Source organism: Prosthecobacter sp., assembly GCF_044232965.1.
Taxonomy (GTDB): domain Bacteria; phylum Verrucomicrobiota; class Verrucomicrobiia; order Verrucomicrobiales; family Verrucomicrobiaceae; genus Prosthecobacter.
Genome location: NZ_JBIIKX010000007.1, coordinates 92,467 through 112,201, shown reverse-complemented (window position 1 = coordinate 112,201; position 19,735 = coordinate 92,467). Strand labels below are relative to the sequence as shown.

15 protein-coding genes, 1 pseudogene and 1 riboswitch are annotated in these 19,735 nt (G+C 62.2%); of the genes and pseudogenes, 10 read left to right on the top strand and 6 right to left on the bottom strand.

Annotated features, from left to right (window positions below):
- The first annotated feature begins 61 nt into the window (after positions 1-61).
- Genes ACILSI_RS05090 through ACILSI_RS05075 form a run of 4 tightly spaced genes read left to right on the top strand, consistent with a single transcriptional unit; the run spans position 62 to position 4,089 of the window.
- Positions 62-832, top strand: coding sequence for a metallophosphoesterase family protein (locus ACILSI_RS05090; protein WP_395720766.1), 771 nt, complete (start codon positions 62-64; stop codon positions 830-832).
- A gap of 6 nt (positions 833-838) precedes the next feature.
- The gene (locus ACILSI_RS05085) at positions 839-2,449 is read left to right on the top strand and encodes a hypothetical protein (RefSeq protein ID WP_395720765.1); all 1,611 of its coding nucleotides are present in this window, start codon (positions 839-841) and stop codon (positions 2,447-2,449) included.
- Positions 2,449-3,501 carry a hypothetical protein gene (locus ACILSI_RS05080; RefSeq protein WP_395720764.1) on the top strand — a complete coding sequence of 351 codons (1,053 nt, stop codon included), beginning with the start codon at positions 2,449-2,451 and terminating at the stop codon, positions 3,499-3,501. The genes ACILSI_RS05085 and ACILSI_RS05080 overlap by 1 nt, the downstream gene beginning before the upstream one ends.
- 15 nt (positions 3,502-3,516) lie before the next feature.
- On the top strand, positions 3,517-4,089 hold the full coding sequence (locus ACILSI_RS05075; RefSeq protein WP_395720763.1) for a hypothetical protein: 573 nt from the start codon (positions 3,517-3,519) through the stop codon (positions 4,087-4,089).
- Here ACILSI_RS05075 and ACILSI_RS05070 read toward each other — a convergent pair.
- Positions 4,081-5,460, bottom strand: coding sequence for a hypothetical protein (locus ACILSI_RS05070; protein WP_395720762.1), 1,380 nt, complete (start codon positions 5,458-5,460; stop codon positions 4,081-4,083). The genes ACILSI_RS05075 and ACILSI_RS05070 overlap by 9 nt on opposite strands.
- A gap of 131 nt (positions 5,461-5,591) precedes the next feature.
- A riboswitch (TPP riboswitch) is annotated at positions 5,592-5,698 on the top strand.
- Positions 5,699-5,762: 64 nt separating this feature from the next.
- Between ACILSI_RS05070 and thiC the strand changes: the two genes are divergently transcribed.
- From thiC to ACILSI_RS05050, 4 genes and pseudogenes are all read left to right on the top strand, one after another.
- Positions 5,763-7,727 carry a phosphomethylpyrimidine synthase ThiC gene (gene thiC / locus ACILSI_RS05065; RefSeq protein ID WP_395720761.1) on the top strand — a complete coding sequence of 655 codons (1,965 nt, stop codon included), beginning with the start codon at positions 5,763-5,765 and terminating at the stop codon, positions 7,725-7,727.
- A 3-nt stretch (positions 7,728-7,730) separates the two neighbouring features.
- Positions 7,731-8,168, top strand: coding sequence for a PIN domain-containing protein (locus ACILSI_RS05060; protein ID WP_395720760.1), 438 nt, complete (start codon positions 7,731-7,733; stop codon positions 8,166-8,168).
- The gene (locus tag ACILSI_RS05055; RefSeq protein ID WP_395720759.1) at positions 8,165-8,371 is read left to right on the top strand and encodes a hypothetical protein; all 207 of its coding nucleotides are present in this window, start codon (positions 8,165-8,167) and stop codon (positions 8,369-8,371) included. The genes ACILSI_RS05060 and ACILSI_RS05055 overlap by 4 nt, the downstream gene beginning before the upstream one ends.
- Before the next feature lie 187 nt (positions 8,372-8,558).
- Positions 8,559-8,759 (top strand): annotated as a pseudogene (locus ACILSI_RS05050) (hypothetical protein); the annotation flags it as partial.
- A 57-nt stretch (positions 8,760-8,816) separates the two neighbouring features.
- Here ACILSI_RS05050 and ACILSI_RS05045 read toward each other — a convergent pair.
- The 4 genes from ACILSI_RS05045 to ACILSI_RS05030 form a co-directional block, all read right to left on the bottom strand.
- Positions 8,817-9,872: a sialate O-acetylesterase gene (locus ACILSI_RS05045; RefSeq protein WP_395720758.1), complete on the bottom strand. Its 1,056-nt coding sequence runs from the start codon at positions 9,870-9,872 to the stop codon at positions 8,817-8,819.
- A 235-nt stretch (positions 9,873-10,107) separates the two neighbouring features.
- Entirely contained in the window at positions 10,108-11,178 is a 1,071-nt protein-coding gene (locus ACILSI_RS05040) for a serine hydrolase domain-containing protein (RefSeq protein WP_395720757.1), read from the bottom strand.
- Between the two features lie 529 nt (positions 11,179-11,707).
- A complete protein-coding gene (locus ACILSI_RS05035; RefSeq protein WP_395720756.1) occupies positions 11,708-12,280 on the bottom strand; it encodes a hypothetical protein in 573 nt (190 codons plus the stop codon).
- A gap of 331 nt (positions 12,281-12,611) precedes the next feature.
- Positions 12,612-15,278 (bottom strand): ATP-dependent RNA helicase, encoded by a 2,667-nt coding sequence (locus ACILSI_RS05030; protein ID WP_395720755.1) that lies wholly within the window; start codon positions 15,276-15,278, stop codon positions 12,612-12,614.
- Positions 15,279-15,521: 243 nt separating this feature from the next.
- Here ACILSI_RS05030 and ACILSI_RS05025 point away from each other — a divergent pair, with 243 nt between their 5' ends.
- On the top strand, positions 15,522-16,232 hold the full coding sequence (locus tag ACILSI_RS05025; RefSeq protein WP_395720754.1) for a hypothetical protein: 711 nt from the start codon (positions 15,522-15,524) through the stop codon (positions 16,230-16,232).
- Positions 16,233-16,237: 5 nt separating this feature from the next.
- On the opposite strand, the gene ACILSI_RS05020 is transcribed toward ACILSI_RS05025, so the two are convergent.
- Complete coding sequence (locus ACILSI_RS05020) at positions 16,238-17,710, bottom strand: tannase/feruloyl esterase family alpha/beta hydrolase (protein ID WP_395720753.1); 1,473 nt, start codon at positions 17,708-17,710, stop codon at positions 16,238-16,240.
- Positions 17,711-17,897: 187 nt separating this feature from the next.
- On the opposite strand from ACILSI_RS05020, the gene ACILSI_RS05015 reads away from it, so the two are divergent.
- On the top strand, positions 17,898-19,727 hold the full coding sequence (locus tag ACILSI_RS05015) for a DUF1592 domain-containing protein (protein ID WP_395720752.1): 1,830 nt from the start codon (positions 17,898-17,900) through the stop codon (positions 19,725-19,727).
- The last annotated feature ends 8 nt before the right edge of the window (positions 19,728-19,735 follow it).

Genomic DNA, 19,735 nt, shown 5'->3' with positions numbered 1-19,735 from the left:
GACATCACGCCAATGCGATGATCAACGGTTGCGTCCCGCCTGCGCTGCGCAAGAATGGCGGATGCCCATCCTGGTCAGCGACGACGCGCCCGACGTTCACACGTCGAAGGTACGGCTGCCCCCGCGTGACAAGCCCCCGGGACGCACGCTGGTCATCGGTGACGTCCACGGCTGCTCCGCCGCGCTGAATCTCATGCTGCAGGAGCTTTCACCCACGCCGGCGGACATCTTGGTGATGCTGGGAGACTATGTGGACCGCGGCCCGGACACGCGGGGTGTGATCGAGCGCCTGCTGGAGCTGGAGAAGCACACGCAGCTCATCCCCCTGCTGGGCAATCATGAAATTCTCATGCTCGACGCCCGTGACAGCACGGTGGATTCCAGTTCCTGGTTCGCGGTCGGCGGCAGCGCCACCATGGAGTCTTATGCGGGATGGGCCAAACCGGAGTGGAACAAGGTGCCGGAAACGCACTGGGCCTTCCTGAGCCGCCTGCGCCGCTGGCACGCCACGGACACGCACCTCTTTGCCCATGCAAATGTGAACGCCATGCTGCCGATGCCGGACCAGAGCGATGACTGGCTGTTCTGGCGCCGGCTGGATGACTCGCACCCGCATTTTTCCGGAAAAACGCTGATCTGCGGCCACACGGCGCAGAAGAACGGACTGCCAGTCCTCCTGCCTGGACGCATCTGCATCGACACCTGGGCTTACGGCAATGGCTGGCTCACCGGCCTGGATGTGGGCACGGAAACCTTCGTGCAGACCAGCCAGCGCGGCGAGGTGCGCCGTCTGAGTTTTGACGAGGTGCGCCTGCTCACGCCCAAGACGTGACCCATCATGAATCGCGCGCGCTGGATCACCTCCGTTGTCACGTTGTCCGCGCTTTGGCTGTTCGGTGCGCTGGTGCTCGCACCGCGTGTGCAAATCGCGCTCGAAACTGCGGCACGGGAAACGCTCGAACGTCAGCCCGTGCTGGACCGCCGCCTGGACCGACTGCAACTGGCCTTTGACGGCCAGCAGGCACGCTTGAGCGGAGCCGTGCGCACCGCGCAGGATCGCAGCGCCATTGAGCAGACCGTGCGCGATCTCGTCCGCGCGCCCACACCGCTGGCGGCCAGCCTCGGCCTGCGGCTGAATCCTGTAAGCGCTGTTCACAACGAGATCGAGGTGGTCCCGCTTCCGCCCGGCTGGCTGCTGCTGGCCGCCACCGGCCCCCAGGCGCGGCTGCTGGGCACTGCCGCCAGTGAGTTCGAGGCACGCGACCTGGCCCGCAGCGTGCAGGAGGGCTGGGGCACGCGTGGCGGTGTGGTTCAGGGGACGCCCCGGATCGACAGCGAGCATCACGACGAGGCCGCCAGCGTTACCGCCACCCTGCGCGGTGTGCCAGCGCCACAAAGCAGGGCGCAGCTCATGCTCACGCGCATCGGGCAGCCGTGGAAGTCGCTCACGCCTGAACAATCCGATGCCGCCTTGCTGGCGGAGGCCCGTTTGCATGGCGTGACCGAGGCGGAATGGCAAGCACACGTCCTGCCCGCGTTGCAGGAGGTGCGCGAGGCCGCGCACAAGCAGCAGGCGGCCGAAGTGGAGGAGCACCGGCGGGCGACACTGCCTCGCGGCCATGTGTTCATCGCCACACGCGGCCAGGAAATCACGCTCCGTGGCGAGGTGGCCGACGCGGCGGTCAAAGGCGCCCTGCTCGACGAGGCGCTGGCCGTGTTCGCGCCCCGTCGTGTGCATGATGAGGTCCGCATCAGCCCGCAGCGCCGCCCCGGCGGTGAGTTTGCCTCGGTTTCCACAGCGCTGCTGCCAGCCAAGGACTCAGATCAGAAAAAAACACTTTATCTCGGCCTGGATGGCGGTGCCTGGAAGCCGTTGGACTGGCAGGTTGCGGGCGATGCGCAGCCATGGAAAAAAGACCTCCCGGCGGATCTTGATGCCATGCTGCTCCAGAAGGACAGCAATGAACTCATCGCCTGGCTGCAAGGCGCGGACAAAACTCTGGCTGAGGCCCACACGCGGCAGGCTTTCATCACACTGGCCGTCTTTGGCGGCAAGGCCATGCTCTGCGGCCAGTTGGCGGAGGAATCCGCGCGCTCACAAATCATCGCGGCGGCACGCCGGGCCTACGCGCCGCGCATTCTCGTGCTGCATGACGAGCTGCGCCTCGACGCAGGCTGCCAGCCTGCCAGCGACATCCTGCACACGGTCAAAAGCCTGCCGCAGGCACCCGCTTCGAACGCCGAGGGCATTTTTGCCATCGCCACGCCCGGCAGCCCCTGGGTGGTGCTGCCGGTCACCCGAGACTTGGTCGAAGCCGGCGGCCTGGTGCGCTCCAAACGCCTGCCCAAGGGCCTTTCCGCCATGCGGGTCGAAGAACGCTCGCTGGAGGCCATCGAGCAGCTCCGCGACTGGATTTCCCATCTCCCAACGCCTACATCCACGCCTTGATGTCCTCGTTTCTCTGGTTGCTGCTCTACCTCGCCCCGCTGCTCGGCCTCACCGCCGTGATTTTCGCGTGGTTCGGCTGGCAGTGGCGCGGAGCGGACCTGCGAAAGATCATTCAGGAACTGCAAACCCAGATCGACGACACGCAAGCGGCGCGCAGCGCGGGTGAAGTCGAGCACGACACCCTCCGCAGCCAGCTCGACGCCAACGCCGTCGAACTCCGTGCTTTGCGTGAAGCACTGGAAAACGCACGGGCGGCAACAGCCTTGAGCCAGGACGACGCGGCCAAGACGCGCGAAGCCCACCAGTCGCTCCAGGCCGAACACACCCAGACCCTGCGCGATCTCGACTTGCTGCGCACAGAGCGTGATCACGTCAGCGCCGCGCTGGCAGCCGCCCACGCCGAAATCGAGCACCTGCGGTCACGCCCGGAGCCCGCCGCGCCGCTGGCAGCGCCTGAAACAGCGCCGGTTGCGGCTGAAAAAGCAAAGCGTAAACGCCCCAGTGCTCCCAAGACTCCCAAGACTCCCAAACCCGTCGTGGCCGTGCCTCGTGTTCCCGGATTGCAGGGTGCCATCGCCGCGCTGGAGGCCAGTCTCGTCGCGCAGCAGCCCACTGTCACCGCACTCACCCAGGAGCGGAATGACTGGCAGCGCCGTGTCACCAAGCTGGAATCTCAGACCACGGCAGACCCCGCCGGGCTGGGTCTGGCTTACCGCAGCCTCTCCGACAGCGAAAAACGTCTCCAGTCTGCCAGCCGCGAGATCGAACGTCTGCAAAACCAGGCGCGCGTTCTCCATCACGTCGCAGAAAATGCCGCCGCGCTCGCTGGAACACCGGATGACGACCTCACCCTGATCAAAGGCATCAAAAGCGTCATCAGCGAGCAGCTCCGCGCCCACGGCATCCGCACCTGGCGGCAGATCGCACAATGGAATGACGACGAGCTGCGCGCCTTCAGCGAGATCCTGGGCTTCAAAAACCGCGCCAGCCGTGAACAATGGAAAGAACAGGCCCGTGCGCTGCACGAGGCCGCCCACGGCCCCCTGCCCTGAGCTTTCAAACAACGCATGTCCGCTGCTTCACGTTTTTTCATCCTCGTTCTCCCCTGGATCATCGCCTCGTGCGTCAGTGTCGGCACGCTGGAACAGCGCCGTGAGAAAGCGGCGCACCTCAGCCGTGACCTCCAGCAGCTCGCCCCATCAGTCAGCCGAGTTGAGGCGGACCGAGTGGCCGGCACCGCCATCGAGGAGTCCGCAAAGATGTCCCTCGACTTCAAACCGCTCTGCCTGCCATGGATGAACAACGGCCTGGTCAACACCGGTCTGCGCAAGCGCGGCCTCTGCTACCAATGGCGGGATGATTTGTTCCCGCACCTGCACCGGCTCAATCTCAAAACGCTCGACCTGCACCTCACCTCCTCCCGCCGCGCGACGTTCCTGGAGCACAACGGCATCGTCGTCACCGCGAAAGGGCAGCGCTTCGAGGACGGCCTCGTGCTTGACCCCTGGCGCCAGGGCGGACGGCTCTGGTGGGGCACGCTGAAAAAGGACAAAAGCCACCCGTGGAAGCCGCTGCCATATGAACTCACGCCCATGGTGCTGCGCCCGCTGCTGATGCCGGAGCTGTATCCGTCACGCTGAGATGCGGCGGCGTTGCAGCATGAGCAACGTTCCCAGCAGCACCAGCGCCGCGCCCGCAGGCTCTGGCACGAGGGCGAAGTTGTTCGTCACCACATAATCTCCCACGCTCGCCCCGATGGTCTGCCCGTCTGTGATGGACGTGCCGAACTGAATGCCCGCGTAGGTACCGCTTTGCGCGGCCTCGTTCGCCGCCTGGCTGAAGCTGGTGTAATTCCGCGTCAGATCGATGCTGCCGTCGCCATTGATGTCGCTGCCGAGGCTGAAGGACAGGCCATCGCCCAGGTATTGCGCCAGCACCGCCGCCGCAGCCGCGCTGAAGGCGCTCTGCGTGGAGATGTACTCAGGGTAGGAGGGCGAGTTGATCAGCGGCAGCCAGAAGACATCGCCCTCGGTGTCGATGTTGCCGTCCGTGTCGAACAACACGTCGCCGCCGTTCGCGATCGCCGTCTCCGGCCGCCAGAACTGCGTGTCATACGCATTCGCCCAAGAGGCGATGCCCGCGTCCGCCATCGCGATGTTCACGGCGGCCAGGAGCCGTGCGGTTTCGGCGACATCCAGCGAGGCTGTCGCCGCCGCCGCCGTCGCCACCTGGTTCCACAGGCCCGGCATTTTCACCGTGCCATTGCCCGCCGCCCAGAAATAGGCCTGACTCGTCTGGTCTGCAGTGCGGGTCAGGCTGAACTGCGCGCCCAAGTCCTTCACCGTGTTGAAATCCGCCGCGTACTGCGACGTCTGCACATAGCCCGCCAGCGAAACTCCTGGCAGCGTGCCTGTGTAAGCAGCGGTGCCAGAGATCGCAAAGGTGTCCACATTTCCCCAACCGGGCAGCAGCGCACTTGAGAGAGAAGTCTGCTGCCAGTAGCCCACCGTGCCCACTGGCGAATAGGGCGTGCTAGCTGCCACCGAGGCACCGTCCGCCGCACGCCAGGTTAGGATGTCATTCGCGATGGTCGTCCCCCAGGCGATGCCATCCGTCTTTGCCTGTCCGTCGGCGATCCCACTCAGTTGCGTGTTGTAGAGCGTGGTGAAGTCGCCGCTGGCACCCGAGTAAAGGCTTTGCATCACCGTGTTCGCCGCCGTGGCCATCGCCGCCTCGATGGACGCCCCTGACGGGCCGCCAGTGGGCGCGGTGTAACCACTGAAGCCGTAGGTGTTGTAAACACCTCGGATGCTCTCCGAGGCGTTGTAGATCGCCGTGTGCATGATGGCCAGATCACGCGCCACGAAGGGCGACTCCGTGCTCGTGCGCATCGTGTCCAGGGCCAGGGCGTTCCAGTCCGTGACCAAATCCGCCCGCGACACCGAAAACGGTGCCAGCAGCAGGCCCAAAAAGGCCAGCAGGGCGTGAAAAAGAGGACAGGGGGAGCGCATGAACGGTTTAAACCGACTCAATCTATTATATTTTCCATGATTTGCTAGTTCTTTGTCCCCTGCCCTCCCCCGCCTGCCACACTGGTCTGAAATTGCCTTTGACCTTCGCCCGCCCAGCCGGACACTCCGCCTCGTCACGACAGGGGCGTCCCACCGCAGGGACTGAGACGGATTTGTTCCGAACCCTCCGAACCTGATGCGGGTCATGCCGCCGAAGGGAGTTCGCTCGGAGGTTTCTCAGTTCCGGCCACAGGCCGCCCCAACCAAGAACGAAGAACCACGAACCAAGCACTTTCCCCGCCATGATCGCCGATCCCAAAACCTCCTTTGAAGGCCACTCCTCCGAGCAACTCCCTGCCAGCCAACGCGTCTATGTCGAGGGCCAGATCCACAAGGATGTCCGCGTCCCCATGCGCGAGATCACCCTTTCTCCCACGAAGGCCTTCAACGGTCGCATCGAGGAAAACGCCCCCGTCCGCGTCTATGATTGCTCCGGCCCCTGGGGCGATCCCGCTTTTACCGGCGACTCCTCCGAAGGTCTGCCGCCCCTGCGGGAAAAATGGATCGCTGCCCGCAATGACGTCATCGCCTACGATGGCCGCGAAGTGAAGCCGCAGGACAACGGCTACCTCAGTGGCAAGCACGCCGAATTCGCCAGCACCGCCGAGCGCAACCGCCTCGTCGAATTCCCCGGCCTTCACGGCGAGCGCCGCCGCCCGCTCAAAGCCACCGGCCATCCCGTCACCCAGCTTTGGTATGCCAAGCAGGGCATCATCACCCCCGAAATGGAGTTCATCGCCATCCGCGAAAACATGTATCGCGCGAAGATCGCCGACCAGACCAACGACATCGTCCGCAACGACCTCGACAAGCAGCACGTCGGCTCCTCCCAGGTCCAGACCGAGTACACCCCCGGCATCTTCAAGCGCTTCCCCCAGCGCATCCCGAACGAAATCACCCCCGAGTTCGTCCGCTCCGAAGTCGCCGCAGGCCGCGCCATCATCCCCGCCAACATCAATCACCCCGAGCTTGAGCCGATGATCATCGGCCGAAACTTCCTCGTCAAAATCAACGCCAACATCGGTAACAGCGCCGTCGCCTCCAGCATCGAAGAGGAAGTCGAAAAAATGCGTTGGGCCACCAAGTGGGGCGCGGACACCGTCATGGACCTCTCCACCGGCAAGAACATCCACGCCACCCGTGAATGGATCCTGCGCAACAGCCCCGTGCCCATCGGCACCGTGCCCATTTATCAGGCGCTCGAAAAAGTGAACGGCAAGGCAGAGGACCTCACCTGGGAACTCTTCCGCGATACCCTCATCGAGCAGGCCGAACAGGGCGTCGATTACTTCACCATCCACGCCGGCGTTCTGCTGCGCTTCGTCCCCATGACCGCCTCCCGCATGACCGGCATCGTCAGCCGCGGCGGCAGCATCATGGCCAAGTGGTGCCTCGCCCATCACAAGGAAAACTTCCTCTACACCCACTGGGACGACATCTGCGACATCATGGCCGCCTACGACGTCTCCTTCTCCATCGGCGATGGTCTGCGACCAGGTTCTATCGCTGACGCCAATGACAAAGCCCAGTTCGGCGAACTCGAGGTGCAGGGCGAGCTCACCAAACGTGCCTGGGCCAAGGGCGTCCAGGTCATGAACGAAGGCCCCGGCCACGTCCCCATGCACATGATCGAGGAAAACATGGCCAAGCAGCTCGAATGGTGCCACGAGGCCCCCTTCTACACCTTGGGCCCTCTCACCACCGACATCGCCCCCGGCTACGACCACATCACCAGCGGCATCGGAGCCGCCATGATCGGCTGGTATGGCTGCGCCATGCTCTGCTACGTCACGCCCAAGGAACACCTCGGCCTCCCCAACAAGGAAGACGTCAAAGCCGGCGTCATCACCTACAAACTCGCCGCCCACGCCGCCGACCTCGCCAAAGGCCACCCCGGTGCCCAATACCGCGACAACGCGCTGAGCAAAGCCCGCTTCGAGTTCCGCTGGGAAGACCAGTTCAATCTCAGCCTCGACCCCGTCACCGCCCGCGAATACCACGACGAAACGCTGCCTCAAGACGGAGCCAAATCCGCCCATTTCTGCAGCATGTGTGGACCGCATTTCTGTTCCATGAAGATCACCGAAGATGTGAGAAAATACGCCGCCGAGCAGGGTCTCGCCGAAGAAGAGGCTCTCAAAGCCGGGATGGAACAGAAGAGCAAAGAATTCGTGCAAGCCGGTGCGGAAGTCTATCAACCTGCGTGAGCCATGCTCATCTACGCGGACATCTGCACCTTGTGCCGTCCCTTTGACGATCAGAGCCAGCCACGCGTCTGGCTCGAAACGCATGCCCTGTGCGTCATTCTGAATCTCGTCGAGATCGGCCGCTTCAAAATGGTCCGATCTCCGATCCATGATCTCGAAAACGCCCGCAATCCCAAGGAGTTCCGACGCCTTTGGGTCGAGCGGTGCCTCACCCTCGCCACACACGCCGTCTCATTGAATCTGGCGATCAAGCAACGTGCCCTCGCGCTCGAATCCCTCGGCGTCGGAGCACTTGATTCGCTGCATGCCGCCTGCGCCGAGGCCGCAGGCTGTGACCACCTGCTCACCTGTGATGACCGTTTTCGCAAACGCTACCAGGGGCCAATCACCGTCTTGAACCCTGCCGACTTCGTCGTAGCCTCCTTCCAGCAAACACCATGAGTGCCGTCATCGAAACCGAACAAGAGCTCACCGGGGAAGCCCTGCGCATCCTCCAGCAGAATCTGCCGCCGCACAAAGTGGCCCGTCTGCTCTCCATCTGGCAGGTCGGCCAAGGAGACTACACCCAGGAACGCCAGGCCCTCTTCGCGGGCGAAACGGTGGATTCCTTGTTTGAGCAGGCCACGATTTACCAAACCAAGTAACCACCTGCCTTTTTCCATGTACTTCCCCCACTTCCCCCACTTCCTGCACCATGCGCCGAGCCGAGGGATCGGAGGCGAACCGAAGCGCAGCGGAGATAGCCCGCCGCGCTTGAATCCTCATGATCGCGGGCAAACCGACAAACGCGAAGCGTTTGCCCGCAGGGCGGCAGTGCCGAGTGGAGGCAATGCCGTCAACATCACCGAAGACGTCCGCAAATACGCCGCTGAGCCGAGCGGAGCGAGACAGATCATCCACAGGATGACCCGAAGGGCGAGCCGGGCGGCGAGTCAACAAGCCATCTCCGAGGAAGAAGCGCTTCAGCGCGGCATGGAAGAGAAGTCGAAGGAGTTCGTCGAAGCGGGTGCGGAGGTTTACGCGAAGGCGTGAAATCCAAGGCAGTGAATTTCAATAGCCTCACACCGCTGCGGGCTCAACGAAAGCCGGTCATTTGGCATTTGCTCCATCGAGGTGGAGGTGCTGACAAGCCGCTGCGGCGGCACGGATTCCCACTTCCTTCTTTCGTTTGGGATGAATGTTGGTCGGGTCGCCCAATCCTTTCGTTTCAACCACCCAGACGCCGTCGGTCTCCTGTGCCGCGGCGGCTTGTTCATTTTGGACGCGCGTCCAAGCGGCGCGATTTTCCTCCATGCCGGGGTCGTAATCTGGCAGTTGAATCACGATGAACGGCAGGTCCGGGCTGTGTAAAAGGTCCCGCCACGAGGCAACCAGGCTTTTTAGCCAAAGCCGATACTCTCCGTGGGGAGCATCGGGCACGGCATTCGACTCGCCCTGATACCAGACGGCGCCGCGCACGGGCAGGTCGGCCGTCGGCTCGACAAGCTTCCTGTAAAGGCTCGCCGGAACCGCCCGCGCCAGTCCCCACTTCGCGAGCCGGTGCTGACCATAGACCTTCGGGTCGGCGGCGTCTTCTTCGGCCGCCTTCAGGACCTGTGGATCATTCACCAACGGGCGCATCCGCCGACCGTGCTCGCTGTCCGGGAAGGCTCGCTCGGGAATCCATGCTTCGATGCCGGTGCCACCCATCCCGATTTTCAGGAACCCGACGGGCGCGTTCTGTCGGCGCGCCATCTCCATGGCGAACCAGACGCCGACAGCAGAAAGGCCTGACACATTGTCCCGCGTGAGCTTCATCCACGACTGACCGTCAAAGTAGCGCACGTCCACGGTCGAGATCGCTTCCAACGCCTCTTGTTTTTCCACGGATGCCTTGAGCGGAAAGTTCATGTTGGATTGCCCCGCACAGAGCCACAGGTCGCCGACGACGACATCCTGGAGCAGTGCCTCGGCATCGGCCAGTAGCGCGTGGATCCTGAGCACGCGGCTCTCGAGGGAGGCAGGCATGGGATCGAGCGTGATGCGCCACTTGCCGTCTTTGTCAGCCGTTGCGCCCTTTTTCTGTGTCCCAAACTCGACCGTGAGTTCGGTGCCTGGCTCTGCGGTTCCGTTGAGCGGCACGGGGCGGCCGGCGGGCAGGACCATGTGATCTCCCAGCCAGGAAGGGGGTTTCAATGGTAGCACCTTCTTCGGTTCCGTTCCCCGCTCTTGGGGCTCCACCGCTCCACCCGGCGAGGCCACTCCTGCCAAGAGCGCTAGTACGACAATGCCTAACCTGTAAAGTTTCATTCTGTCGCTGAGCATGGCTGTCTCTGCACGCTGCGCCACGCTTTTTGGGCATCGGTTTTTGTAGGCGACGGCACAGTGTTGGGGCTCAGGCTCATGGCTTGACCGCGGCCACGATGCGTGCCGCCAGTTCGGGCAGAATCACCAAATCCGACTGCACGCGGTCGTGTCCCAATCGCACCATGACCACATCCAGGCTCGGAACGATCAGTATGAACTGACCGAATCCGCCAAAAGCGTAATAGGCGTCCGCCGGCACGCCGGGCAGCCGACGGCACCACCACAGATAGCCATAATCAAAAGGCGCTCCTGACGCCGCCGGCCGACCTTCCGGTTGCCAGCAGTCGCAAGGCGCCCTTTCCGCCGACCGACACGGTTGAGTCGAACGTTCGACCCAGTCCGCCGGCAGAATCTGTCGGCCATCCCAACGGCCGTTGTTCAAATACAGGAACCCAAATCGCGCACAATCGCGGGCCGTGGCGAATAGATCGCCATTGCCGTTCGTGTGATCGTTCGGCCCACCCTTCCAACGCACCGAGTTCATGCCAATCGGATCGAACAACTCCGACTTGGCGTAGGCATACATCGACATGCCCGTCGCCTTGGAGACAATCCCGGACAGCAACGTTGGGTCCGCCGTGTAGCGCCAAAACGAGCCCGGCGCATGAGTCACGGGCCGGCTCAACACATAGTCCACCCAGTCGGGCGAGGCCTTCATTTGCGGATAGTTGACCTTGTTGTCGAAATCGATGCCGCTGGTCATGGTGAGCAGGTGCGCGATAGTGATGCCCCCCCGATGAGGCGCATCCGCCGGCTCGCCCCGCATCGGAAAGAACTCCGTCAGCTTCTGCTGAACGGACTGGATCTTTTTCTGCTGGATGGCTATCCCGACGACCGCGCTGCACACGCTCTTGGCCATCGAGTAGGAGTCGTGCGACTCGTCGGCGTGAAAGTCGGCCCCGTAATATTCGGCCACGATGTAACCATGCCGGACGATCAATAGCGCCTCGGTGTTCTGACCGCTCGCAAATCGCCAGGCATCCGCCAGCTTGTTTGGATCGACGCCCTGTGTCGCGGGGTCCGCAACTCGCCACTTTTGGGTTGGCCAGTAATCGCGGCCTCCCTCTTGCTCCTGGGACTCCGCCGCTCCTGTCGGCGCGACCATTGCGGCCAAGAGCGTTAGCGCGACAATTCCTATTCTGTGTCGATTCATTCTGTCTGCTAGTTGAGAGAGGTGGAGGAATGACGCATGGAGCGCCTGATCAGGGGTTTTACGCCCGGTTTTCAACGCCCATGAGCCTGGCGTTACTGCACGCAGGGCCATGATTTCTTTGGCACCGGGCTTTGGTGGGGAAACGGGGCCAGGGAAGGGTAAGGGTGCATTCAGAGCCATTCTTCTGCCTTCATTCTTCTGCCAGTAAATCAGATCGAGGGCCGCTCCCGATGAGTTGACCTCCCCAATCCCTTCAGAAGCAGGCTGGTAAAAGAGGGTGGGTAAAAGGTTGGACCAGAATTTTTTACCCCAAACCTTTTACCAGATGTTTCGATCCCGAATGCGGCGTTGCGAACGGGCGGAAAAGAGCCAAGAAAACCGCATGAACCCGGTCCTCTGCATTCTCGGCGGCTGCAATGGCGCGGGGAAGACCACGCTCGCACGCGAATTGCGGCTGCGGCGTTGGCCTAATTCCCACGCCTCATTGGCGATGATGGCGGCGCAGGGCCTGGCACGCGCGATGGCAATCGGCGCGTATCGAGCGTGCGCTTTTGAGGAATCCAGTGCGTTCCGGCGGCATGGCGTCCAGCGCGTAAGTCTCTGCCAAGGTCAGGTCGTCGATGACCTGATCATAAAACGCGATGCGCTCCACGGGGCGCAGGTGGCGCAGCTCCTTCGTGATGCGGGCGTTGACGCTTTGGATGAGTTGTCCGGCCAGCGTGAGCGAAAGCTCGCTGAGCGTGAACTGGAGGTCTGGCGGAAGATCCTTCGCCTCCACGATGCCCTGGCGTTCGGCCACTTCCAAAATGATGTCTCTGAGGCGGAGAAAGACCGGGGTGGTGGCTTCGTCCGGCAGTTTGCACAACCAGTCCCTCAATTGCTTTTGAAACCGCTCCTCATCCTTCGTTTCGTTGATCTCCCCTTGGGACGCTTCCAGCAGATAATCATGATGCGCTTCAAAGATCTCGCGGATCCACGGCTTCAAGTCTGCCGTCTCCCGACCGGCGTCTTCATCCATCGCCTCATCACTGAAATGGAGGGGTTCGTCTGGCATGGTGGATTTTAAATCAAAAAGCCCCCGCCTTGTCTCGCAAAAAATGAGTGCTCCGTGCCTTGGCCGCTCCACAAAGAATGGGGAAAACGCGGACAGGGTGCCAAACTCTGACAACTCACTTTCCTCTCTCCCGCAGGCGATCCTGCGAGGCGAAGGAGCCTGAATCGAGCCCCGAAAGCCTCCTCCACCTGCTCCCCGGCCTTCTCGGCGGCTGCAATGGCGCGGGGAAGACCTGAAATGATCACCGCGAGAGATGAGAAAACCGCAGAGATGAGTTCCAGAGGCTTTCTCTGCGGTTTTCTAAACTCTCGCGGTGTTTCCTTCTGGAAGGTCACCGCCACAAAACACCCGAAAACTTCTTCGCCACGGCTTGGCGATGCTTGGGCCATTCGCGTTCCTGAAACTTGGACCAGTCGGTGGTGCTGGCGAGGCGTTTGCCGTCGGGGGTGTGGAGGCTGAGTGTCACGGGGAGGCGGCCTTCGCAGAGCGTCGGGTGTGATATGAGCGCGAAGCAGTCTTGGAGCTTCACTTGGGCTTCGGGGGTGTCGTTGACGTAGCTGAGCTTGATGGGGCCGCCGTTGGACCAGGGGAGGGTGAGGGGCACCAGTTCGTCGAGCCAACTGACTTGGCCTTTGTCGAGGTGCTGATGGAAGGCGGGCAAAAGGGGCGCGGCTTGGGCTTCTTTGACGAGGGTGAGGCCGGTGAAGGCGCGGGCGAGGCTGGTGGTGATGGCGGCTTCGTCGAAGGGGGCGAACTCGAGTTCGGGCAGGGTGGCGTGGACGAGGTTCACGCGGGCGATGAATTGTTTCAGCCGATGATCCATGAGTGGCAGATCGAAGGCTCCGGCGCGGTGGGCTTCGGCGAGGCAGCGTCCGCTGGCGACGGGATCGAGGTCGCGCTGCTGGGCTTTTTGCTCGATGACGAGATCGCGGTAGCGCACGAGCCGCGTGGCGGCGACGCGCTTGTTTTGGGCATCGAAGAGGTGCTCGAGGGTGGTGCTGAGATGCTGCGGGAACATCTCGGCGATCCACGCGGGCTGCACGGCGGTGGCGAGGCTGAGGAGAGTCTGGCGGGAGGGTGTTTCGCGTAGATTGGCGGCGACGAAGTAGGCGGCGTCGGTGACCACGCTTTCGCGCACGAGCTGGCCGGTGCGTTGATCGGTGAGATCGCACTCGGGTTTGCCGGGAGTGCGGCGTTTGGCGAGTTGATCGACGAATCCGGCCATGAGGCAGCGCAGGAGGGCTTCGTTCGGTTTAGGGGAAGACAGATTTGCACCGCCGAGCACCGTAACTCCATGGACTGGCTTTTGCGACAGAGGGTGGTCTCCAGCAGATTCAGGGAGGCCCGCAGATTTTTCAGAAACCAATCTGCTGGCCTCCCTGAATCTGCTGGAGTTGCTCTGAGAATCGATTTGCTGCGCGGCGTGCATGATCTGTTGGAAGGTCTGCTCCACTTGGCGGGCGACCTGGGCATTGATGCCGTAGCTGCGGCAGCGGTCGAAGCTGAAGGCGTTCGCTTTGGCGAAGTCGTAGGCTCGCATGAGCGTGATGAAATCGGAGTCGGGGCTGTCCTCGAACATCTCGCGGGCGGCTTGGGTGCTCACATCATCGCGGTCGAGGCGGGCGAGCAAATCGCGACCGCTCACCAAGGCGGCGCACAGGGCGGCATCGGCCACGCAGCCGCGTTGGCTGGCCTCGATGAGCATGCGTGAGTAACGCGGATGCATGGGCAGTCGCCGCATTTGGTGACCGATGGGTGTCAGATCAGCATCAAGCAGCGCACCGAGCATGGTGAGTAGGCGCTCGGCTCGCTGCACGGCCTGTGGATCGGGTTTGTCGAGCCAGTCAAAGCTGGCGGCCTCGCGGATGCCGAGCGAGTGCAGCAACAGCACGACCTCCGCGAGGTCGCTGCGCTGAATCTCGGGCGTGTTGCGCTCGTCGCGGTCTTTGTGGCTGATGACGGTCCAAAGGCGATGACACGTGCCTGGCGCGGTGCGTCCGGCGCGGCCTTTGCGCTGATCCGCACTGGCGCGGCTGATCGGCTCCAGCAAAAGCGTGCCGATGCCGCGCTCGGCATCGTAACGAGCCACGCGGGCGATGCCGCTGTCCACGACATGGCGGATGCCGTCGATGGTGATGCTGGTCTCGGCGACGTTGGTGGCGACGATCACTTTGCGCAGCGAGTTCGGCGCAAAGGCGCGGTCCTGCTCCTGCGGCTCGAGTTCGCCATGCAGCGGGATGCAGGCCACGCGTTCCCGCGTTCTCAGGCCGCGCAACGCGTCCAGCGTGCCCTGGATCTCGCCACGGCCCGGCATGAAGACGAGGATGTCGCCGGGGTCTTCGTCGTGCAGGATGCGCTCGACCGCCTCCGCGGCCTGCACGGTGATCGGTCGCTGATCCGGCATCGAGAGATAGCCGACCTCGACGGGAAAACTTTGACCTTCCGAGATGAGGATCGGGCATGGATCCAAATACGCCGCCACAGGCTCGGCATCGAGCGTCGCCGACATCACCACCATCGCCAAATCCGGACGCTGCGTCTGCTGCAAATGCTTCACCAACGCCAGCGCCACATCGCTGAGCAGGTTTCGCTCGTGGAACTCATCAAAGACCACCGCGCCGATCTTTGACAGTGAGCGATCATCCTGAAGCCAGCGCAGCAGAATGCCCTCGGTGACAAAACAGATGCGAGTGCCAACGCTCGTGTGGTCATCAAAGCGGATCTGATAGCCGACTTCCGCCCCAAGCCGAGTCTCACGCTCCCAAGCCACCCGCGTGGCCACCGTGCGAGCCGCGACGCGTCGAGGTTGCAGCACCACGATCATCTTTTCCCCCGCGATCCCGGCATCCAGCAGCATCTGCGGCACCTGCGTGGTCTTCCCCGACCCCGTCGGCGCCACGAGCACCAGACGATTGCCACCACGCAGCGTGTGCAGGATGTCAGTGTGGATTTTCCAGATGGGTAGCGCGGTGGAGGCAGGCATGAAAGGGGGGCGCATGCTAGGACTCCGGGCGTTAATTGCGAATGCGAATGCGCTCCAATGACGGGTTGAAGAACAGCCCGCCAAAGCCTAAAATCCAATCCATGATCAGCGCAGAAGAACTGGTGGGCGAGGAGTGGGCCGAGTGGTATCGGCTGACTCCGGCTCAACGCTGGACAGAGACCTCGCGTCTCTGGCAGACTTATCTTGCACTTGGAGGCTCCCTTGATCCCGAACCCGATACGCAAAGTCCTTTCTTCGATGCGCGAGCACCAGGTCCAGTGCCTGCTCATGGGCGGCCAGGCCTGCGTGTTATACGGCGCAGCGGAGTTTAGCCGCGACACCGATCTGGCGATCCTCGCCAGCGAGGAGAATGCTGAACGGCTAACGAAGGCGATGAATGCCCTCGAAGCTGAGGTCATCGCCGTGCCACCGTTTGTGCTCCAGCATCTTGAAGCTGGTCACGCTGTGCATTTTCGCTGCCGTCATCCCGAAGCCGCAGGCATGAGAGTAGATGTCATGTCGCGCATGAGAGGCGTGACGGATTTTGCCACACTGTGGGAGCGGCGCACCACGCTGGTGATGGACGACGGCACTCTGTGCGATCTGCTTTCTTTGGGCGACCTCGTGCAGGCCAAGAAAACCCAGCGCGACAAGGACTGGCCGATGATTCGCCGACTGGTGGAGGCCAACTACTTTTCTAATCGGGCAGCTCCAAGTCCCGAGCAACTTATCTTCTGGTTCCAAGAACTCCGCACACCCGAACTGCTGCGTGATCTCGCCCAGGCGTATCCCGCTCTTGCGAAAGAGGCGGTCCCCATGCGTGCCTTGATTCATCATGCTATCTCAAACAATGTTTCTGCACTGGAGGCAGCACTTGATGCCGAAGAGCGCCAGGAACGCCTCGAAGACCAAGCCTACTGGCAGCCCTTGAAGCAGGAACTGGAACGCCTTCGTCGCGAGCGGTCGTAAATGCCTCACCCCTTCGCCGCAGGGCGAAAACGCTCAGCGATCCGCTCCACGCCACCGCGTTTGCCTTTCACCGATTCGAAGCTGCTGGTAGCGGCATTCCACCCCGTTTGCGTCGGATACGGATAGATCGTCATCTCCCAGGAGGACTTGCCGTTCTCAACATGTCGGCCAGTGAGCGCGAAGGGTGCGGTGCCGGTCTCGCGCCAGGCGCGGACGGCATCGAGCAGGTTCGGCGGTTGATTGATGCCGGGGCCGCCGCCGTGGGCGAGGCCGGGGACGACGTAGAAGCGGAAGAAGGACTGCACCTTGTCGAGTCCACCGAGGCGCTCGATGACTCGCTCGTAGTAGTCGATGGACGCGTGATAGGGCACGACCGAATCGGCGGTGCCGAGGGTCATGATGAGCTTGCCGCCGCGCTTGAAAAAGGCGCTGAGGTCGGTGTTCTCGGCGTTGAGATACGGCGCGAGCTTGGCGGTGTAGGTGTCGATGTCGGTGCCGAAGTTGAGATCGGCGAGGTTCTTGTCTTTGCCGAAGACCCACTGGAAGAGATACAGGTGCCCATGCGAGGCCTCGATGGAACTGCCGAGCGGGATGCCGTTGAAGATGCGTTCGCCGGTCACGGCATGGCGTGGTCCGTCGAAGAGTTTCTTCAAGGCTGCCGCGTGCTCGTCAGTGAGCGTGGCGTCCTTCTTCCGCGCCAGCGCGATGACGGCCTCAATGTCCTTCGAGGTGCAGCGCGGATCGGAGACGAACTTGCCCGCAGCGATGGTGATCTCACGCGAGGCCATAAACTCATTCGCAGCGGCGATGACGCTGGCGTCCTGCGACTTGGTGAAGGGGCACTTCTTCAAAATCTGCTCGTTCCACAGAAAATAAGCATGCAGCGGCGTGCGGCAGTGCGCGGCGACCGCAGCCGCGATGCCATCGTAGTCCTCGGGATAGCGCTGCGCTTCCTGGAGCGCCTGCTGACCGCCCGTCGAGCCGCCACTGAAATAGGACAGCTCTGGGTCTTTGCCATAGTACGCCTTCACGATCTGCTTGCCCACCACCGTCATGAGATGCGTGGCGCGGAAGCCGAAGTCCTTCCACACTTCCTCATTGCCAATGCCGGAGTCCGAGTTTGGTGCGGTACCCATGTCCGTCGCCGCCACCGCATAACCAGCAGAACTCGGGCCGGAGAGACTGCCCGAATTGATGCGGCCCGCCGCCCCACCATTGCCGAGGCCGAGAAAGCGTGCGTTCCACTTCTCCGCATCGGGCAGCCAGACTTCGACATTGATGTTCGAGCCCTTCGCGGGGTTTAGTACGAGCTTCACAATGGTCTTCGTCGCCGACGGATCGCGCTCCACGGTGCTGATGGTGCCCTGGTCGATCTTCAAGGCACGCAGGTTAGTCAGTTTGGCGTCGTTTCGCGGTGTCTCGCCTAAAACGGGGAAACAACTGAGCAGAGCGGCGATGGAGAGAAACCTGGGGTTCATAATGACGTGAGTTCGGGGGAGTTTAATCGGAGGTGATGCCAGTCATCGATCAAACAATCCTGAACAACCCAATGAACTTCTGTATGGACTTAATGCCGATAGAGCTCCGACGAATCGCGCGTCATAGAATCCCCCTTTGAACTTCATAACTCCCAACTCCCGATATTGCCGCCGTGGATTGATTGCGGTGCTGCTGCTCTCGCTCGTGCTTCCCACCGTCACGCCCGCAGCTGACGATAATGAACCCGCCGCGATGCAAGCCACGGCGCAGAAGGCCTTCAAACAGCACGTCGAGAAGTTCGCGGCTAAATACTGCTTCGAGTGCCATGGCAACCGACGTTCGAAGGCCGGCCTCAATCTCGAAATCGCCATACGCAAGCCCGGTGATCCGGCTTTCTCGCGCAAGTGGATGGATGCCATCGCCAACGTCAATGCGCATGACATGCCGCCGGACGACGCTGACCAGCCCAGCGATGACGAGCGGCAGCGCTTTCTCGATGCGCTGGCACAGATCAAATACCTCGCCACACGCGATCCGGGGCCGTTTGTCATCCGTCGCCTCACGAAGGTCGAGTATGGCAACACGCTGCACGACTTTCTCGGCGTCGATGCGACCATCGCGAAGGAATTGCCCGACGAAGTGCCCGGCGAGGGCTATCTCAATTCCCTCTCGCCCATGCAGACCGAGCAGTATCTCGGCATCGCGAATGCCGCGCTGCATAAAATGCCCGCTGACGCTCAGAAGCGGCTCTTTGGCGACAAAGACACCGATGTCCGCGAGATCGCCAGGAAACTTGCCCGGACCGCTTACCGAAGACCGCCCACCGACGACGAACTTGGTGTTCTCGTGAAAGTTTTCGGCCTCGGCACGGCCAACAAGCTCGACCGCACCGCCGCGTTGCGATTGATGCTGAAGGCCGTGCTCGTCTCGCCGCAGTTCCTGTTCATCACGCCTTCCAAGGACGCACCCACAGGCGAAAAGATCGTGCCGCTGGATGATTACCAACTCGCCAGCCGCCTCTCGTATCTTCTTTGGGCCACCATGCCCGACGCGGAGTTGTCGAAGCTCGCCGACGAAGGAAAACTGCACGAACCCGACGTGCTCAAAGCACAAACGAAGCGCCTGCTCGCCGACAAACGCTCGCGGGCTTTGTTTGATGGCTTCGGAGCGCAGTGGCTTGGCACGGCGGAGTTGAAGGACAAGACCTTCGATGCGCAGAAGTTCCCGCAAATGACGCCCGAACTGCGCAGCGCCATGTATGACGAGGCACGGCTCTTCTTTGACAGCATCGTGCGCGAGAACCGTAGCGTCGTCAGCTTCGTGAACAGCGACTACACCTTCCTCAACGGCACGCTCGCAAAGATCTACGGCCTCGAAAAGCAGATCACGGGCGATGCGATGCAAAAGGTGAAGCTCACCGACGCGAATCGCGGTGGCATCCTTGGCATGCCCGGCGTGCTTGCCACCACGTCGTTCGCCACACGCACCAGCGCTGTGAAGCGCGGCGTGTGGGTGCTGGAGCAGGTGCTCGGTCAGCGCGTGCCACCCGCGCCACCGAACGTGCCCGCGCTCGAAAAGCAGGATCAAAAGAAGGTCGCCAACCTCACCCTGCGCCAGCGCACCGAACTGCATCGCATGAACGCCGTCTGCGCCAACTGCCACAAGATCCTCGATCCCATCGGCTTCGGTTTGGAAAACTTCGACGCCATTGGTCGCTGGCGTGACAAGGACGAATCCGGCGGCCCCATCGATGCCGTCGGCGAACTCCCCGGCGGCAAGCATTTCTCCTCGCCCAAGGAACTGAAAGCCCTCATCGCCGCGCGTCAGACGGACCTTGCCCGTAATCTCACCGAAAAACTTCTCGCCTACGCCCTCTGCCGTCAGCTCGACGGCTACGACCACATCATCGTGGACCAGATGCTCCAAACCATCGCCGCCGACGGCTACAAAATGCAGATGCTCATCAGCGAGATCGTGACGAGTTATCCGTTTTTAAATCGACGCGTCCAAGAATAACCCCGCAC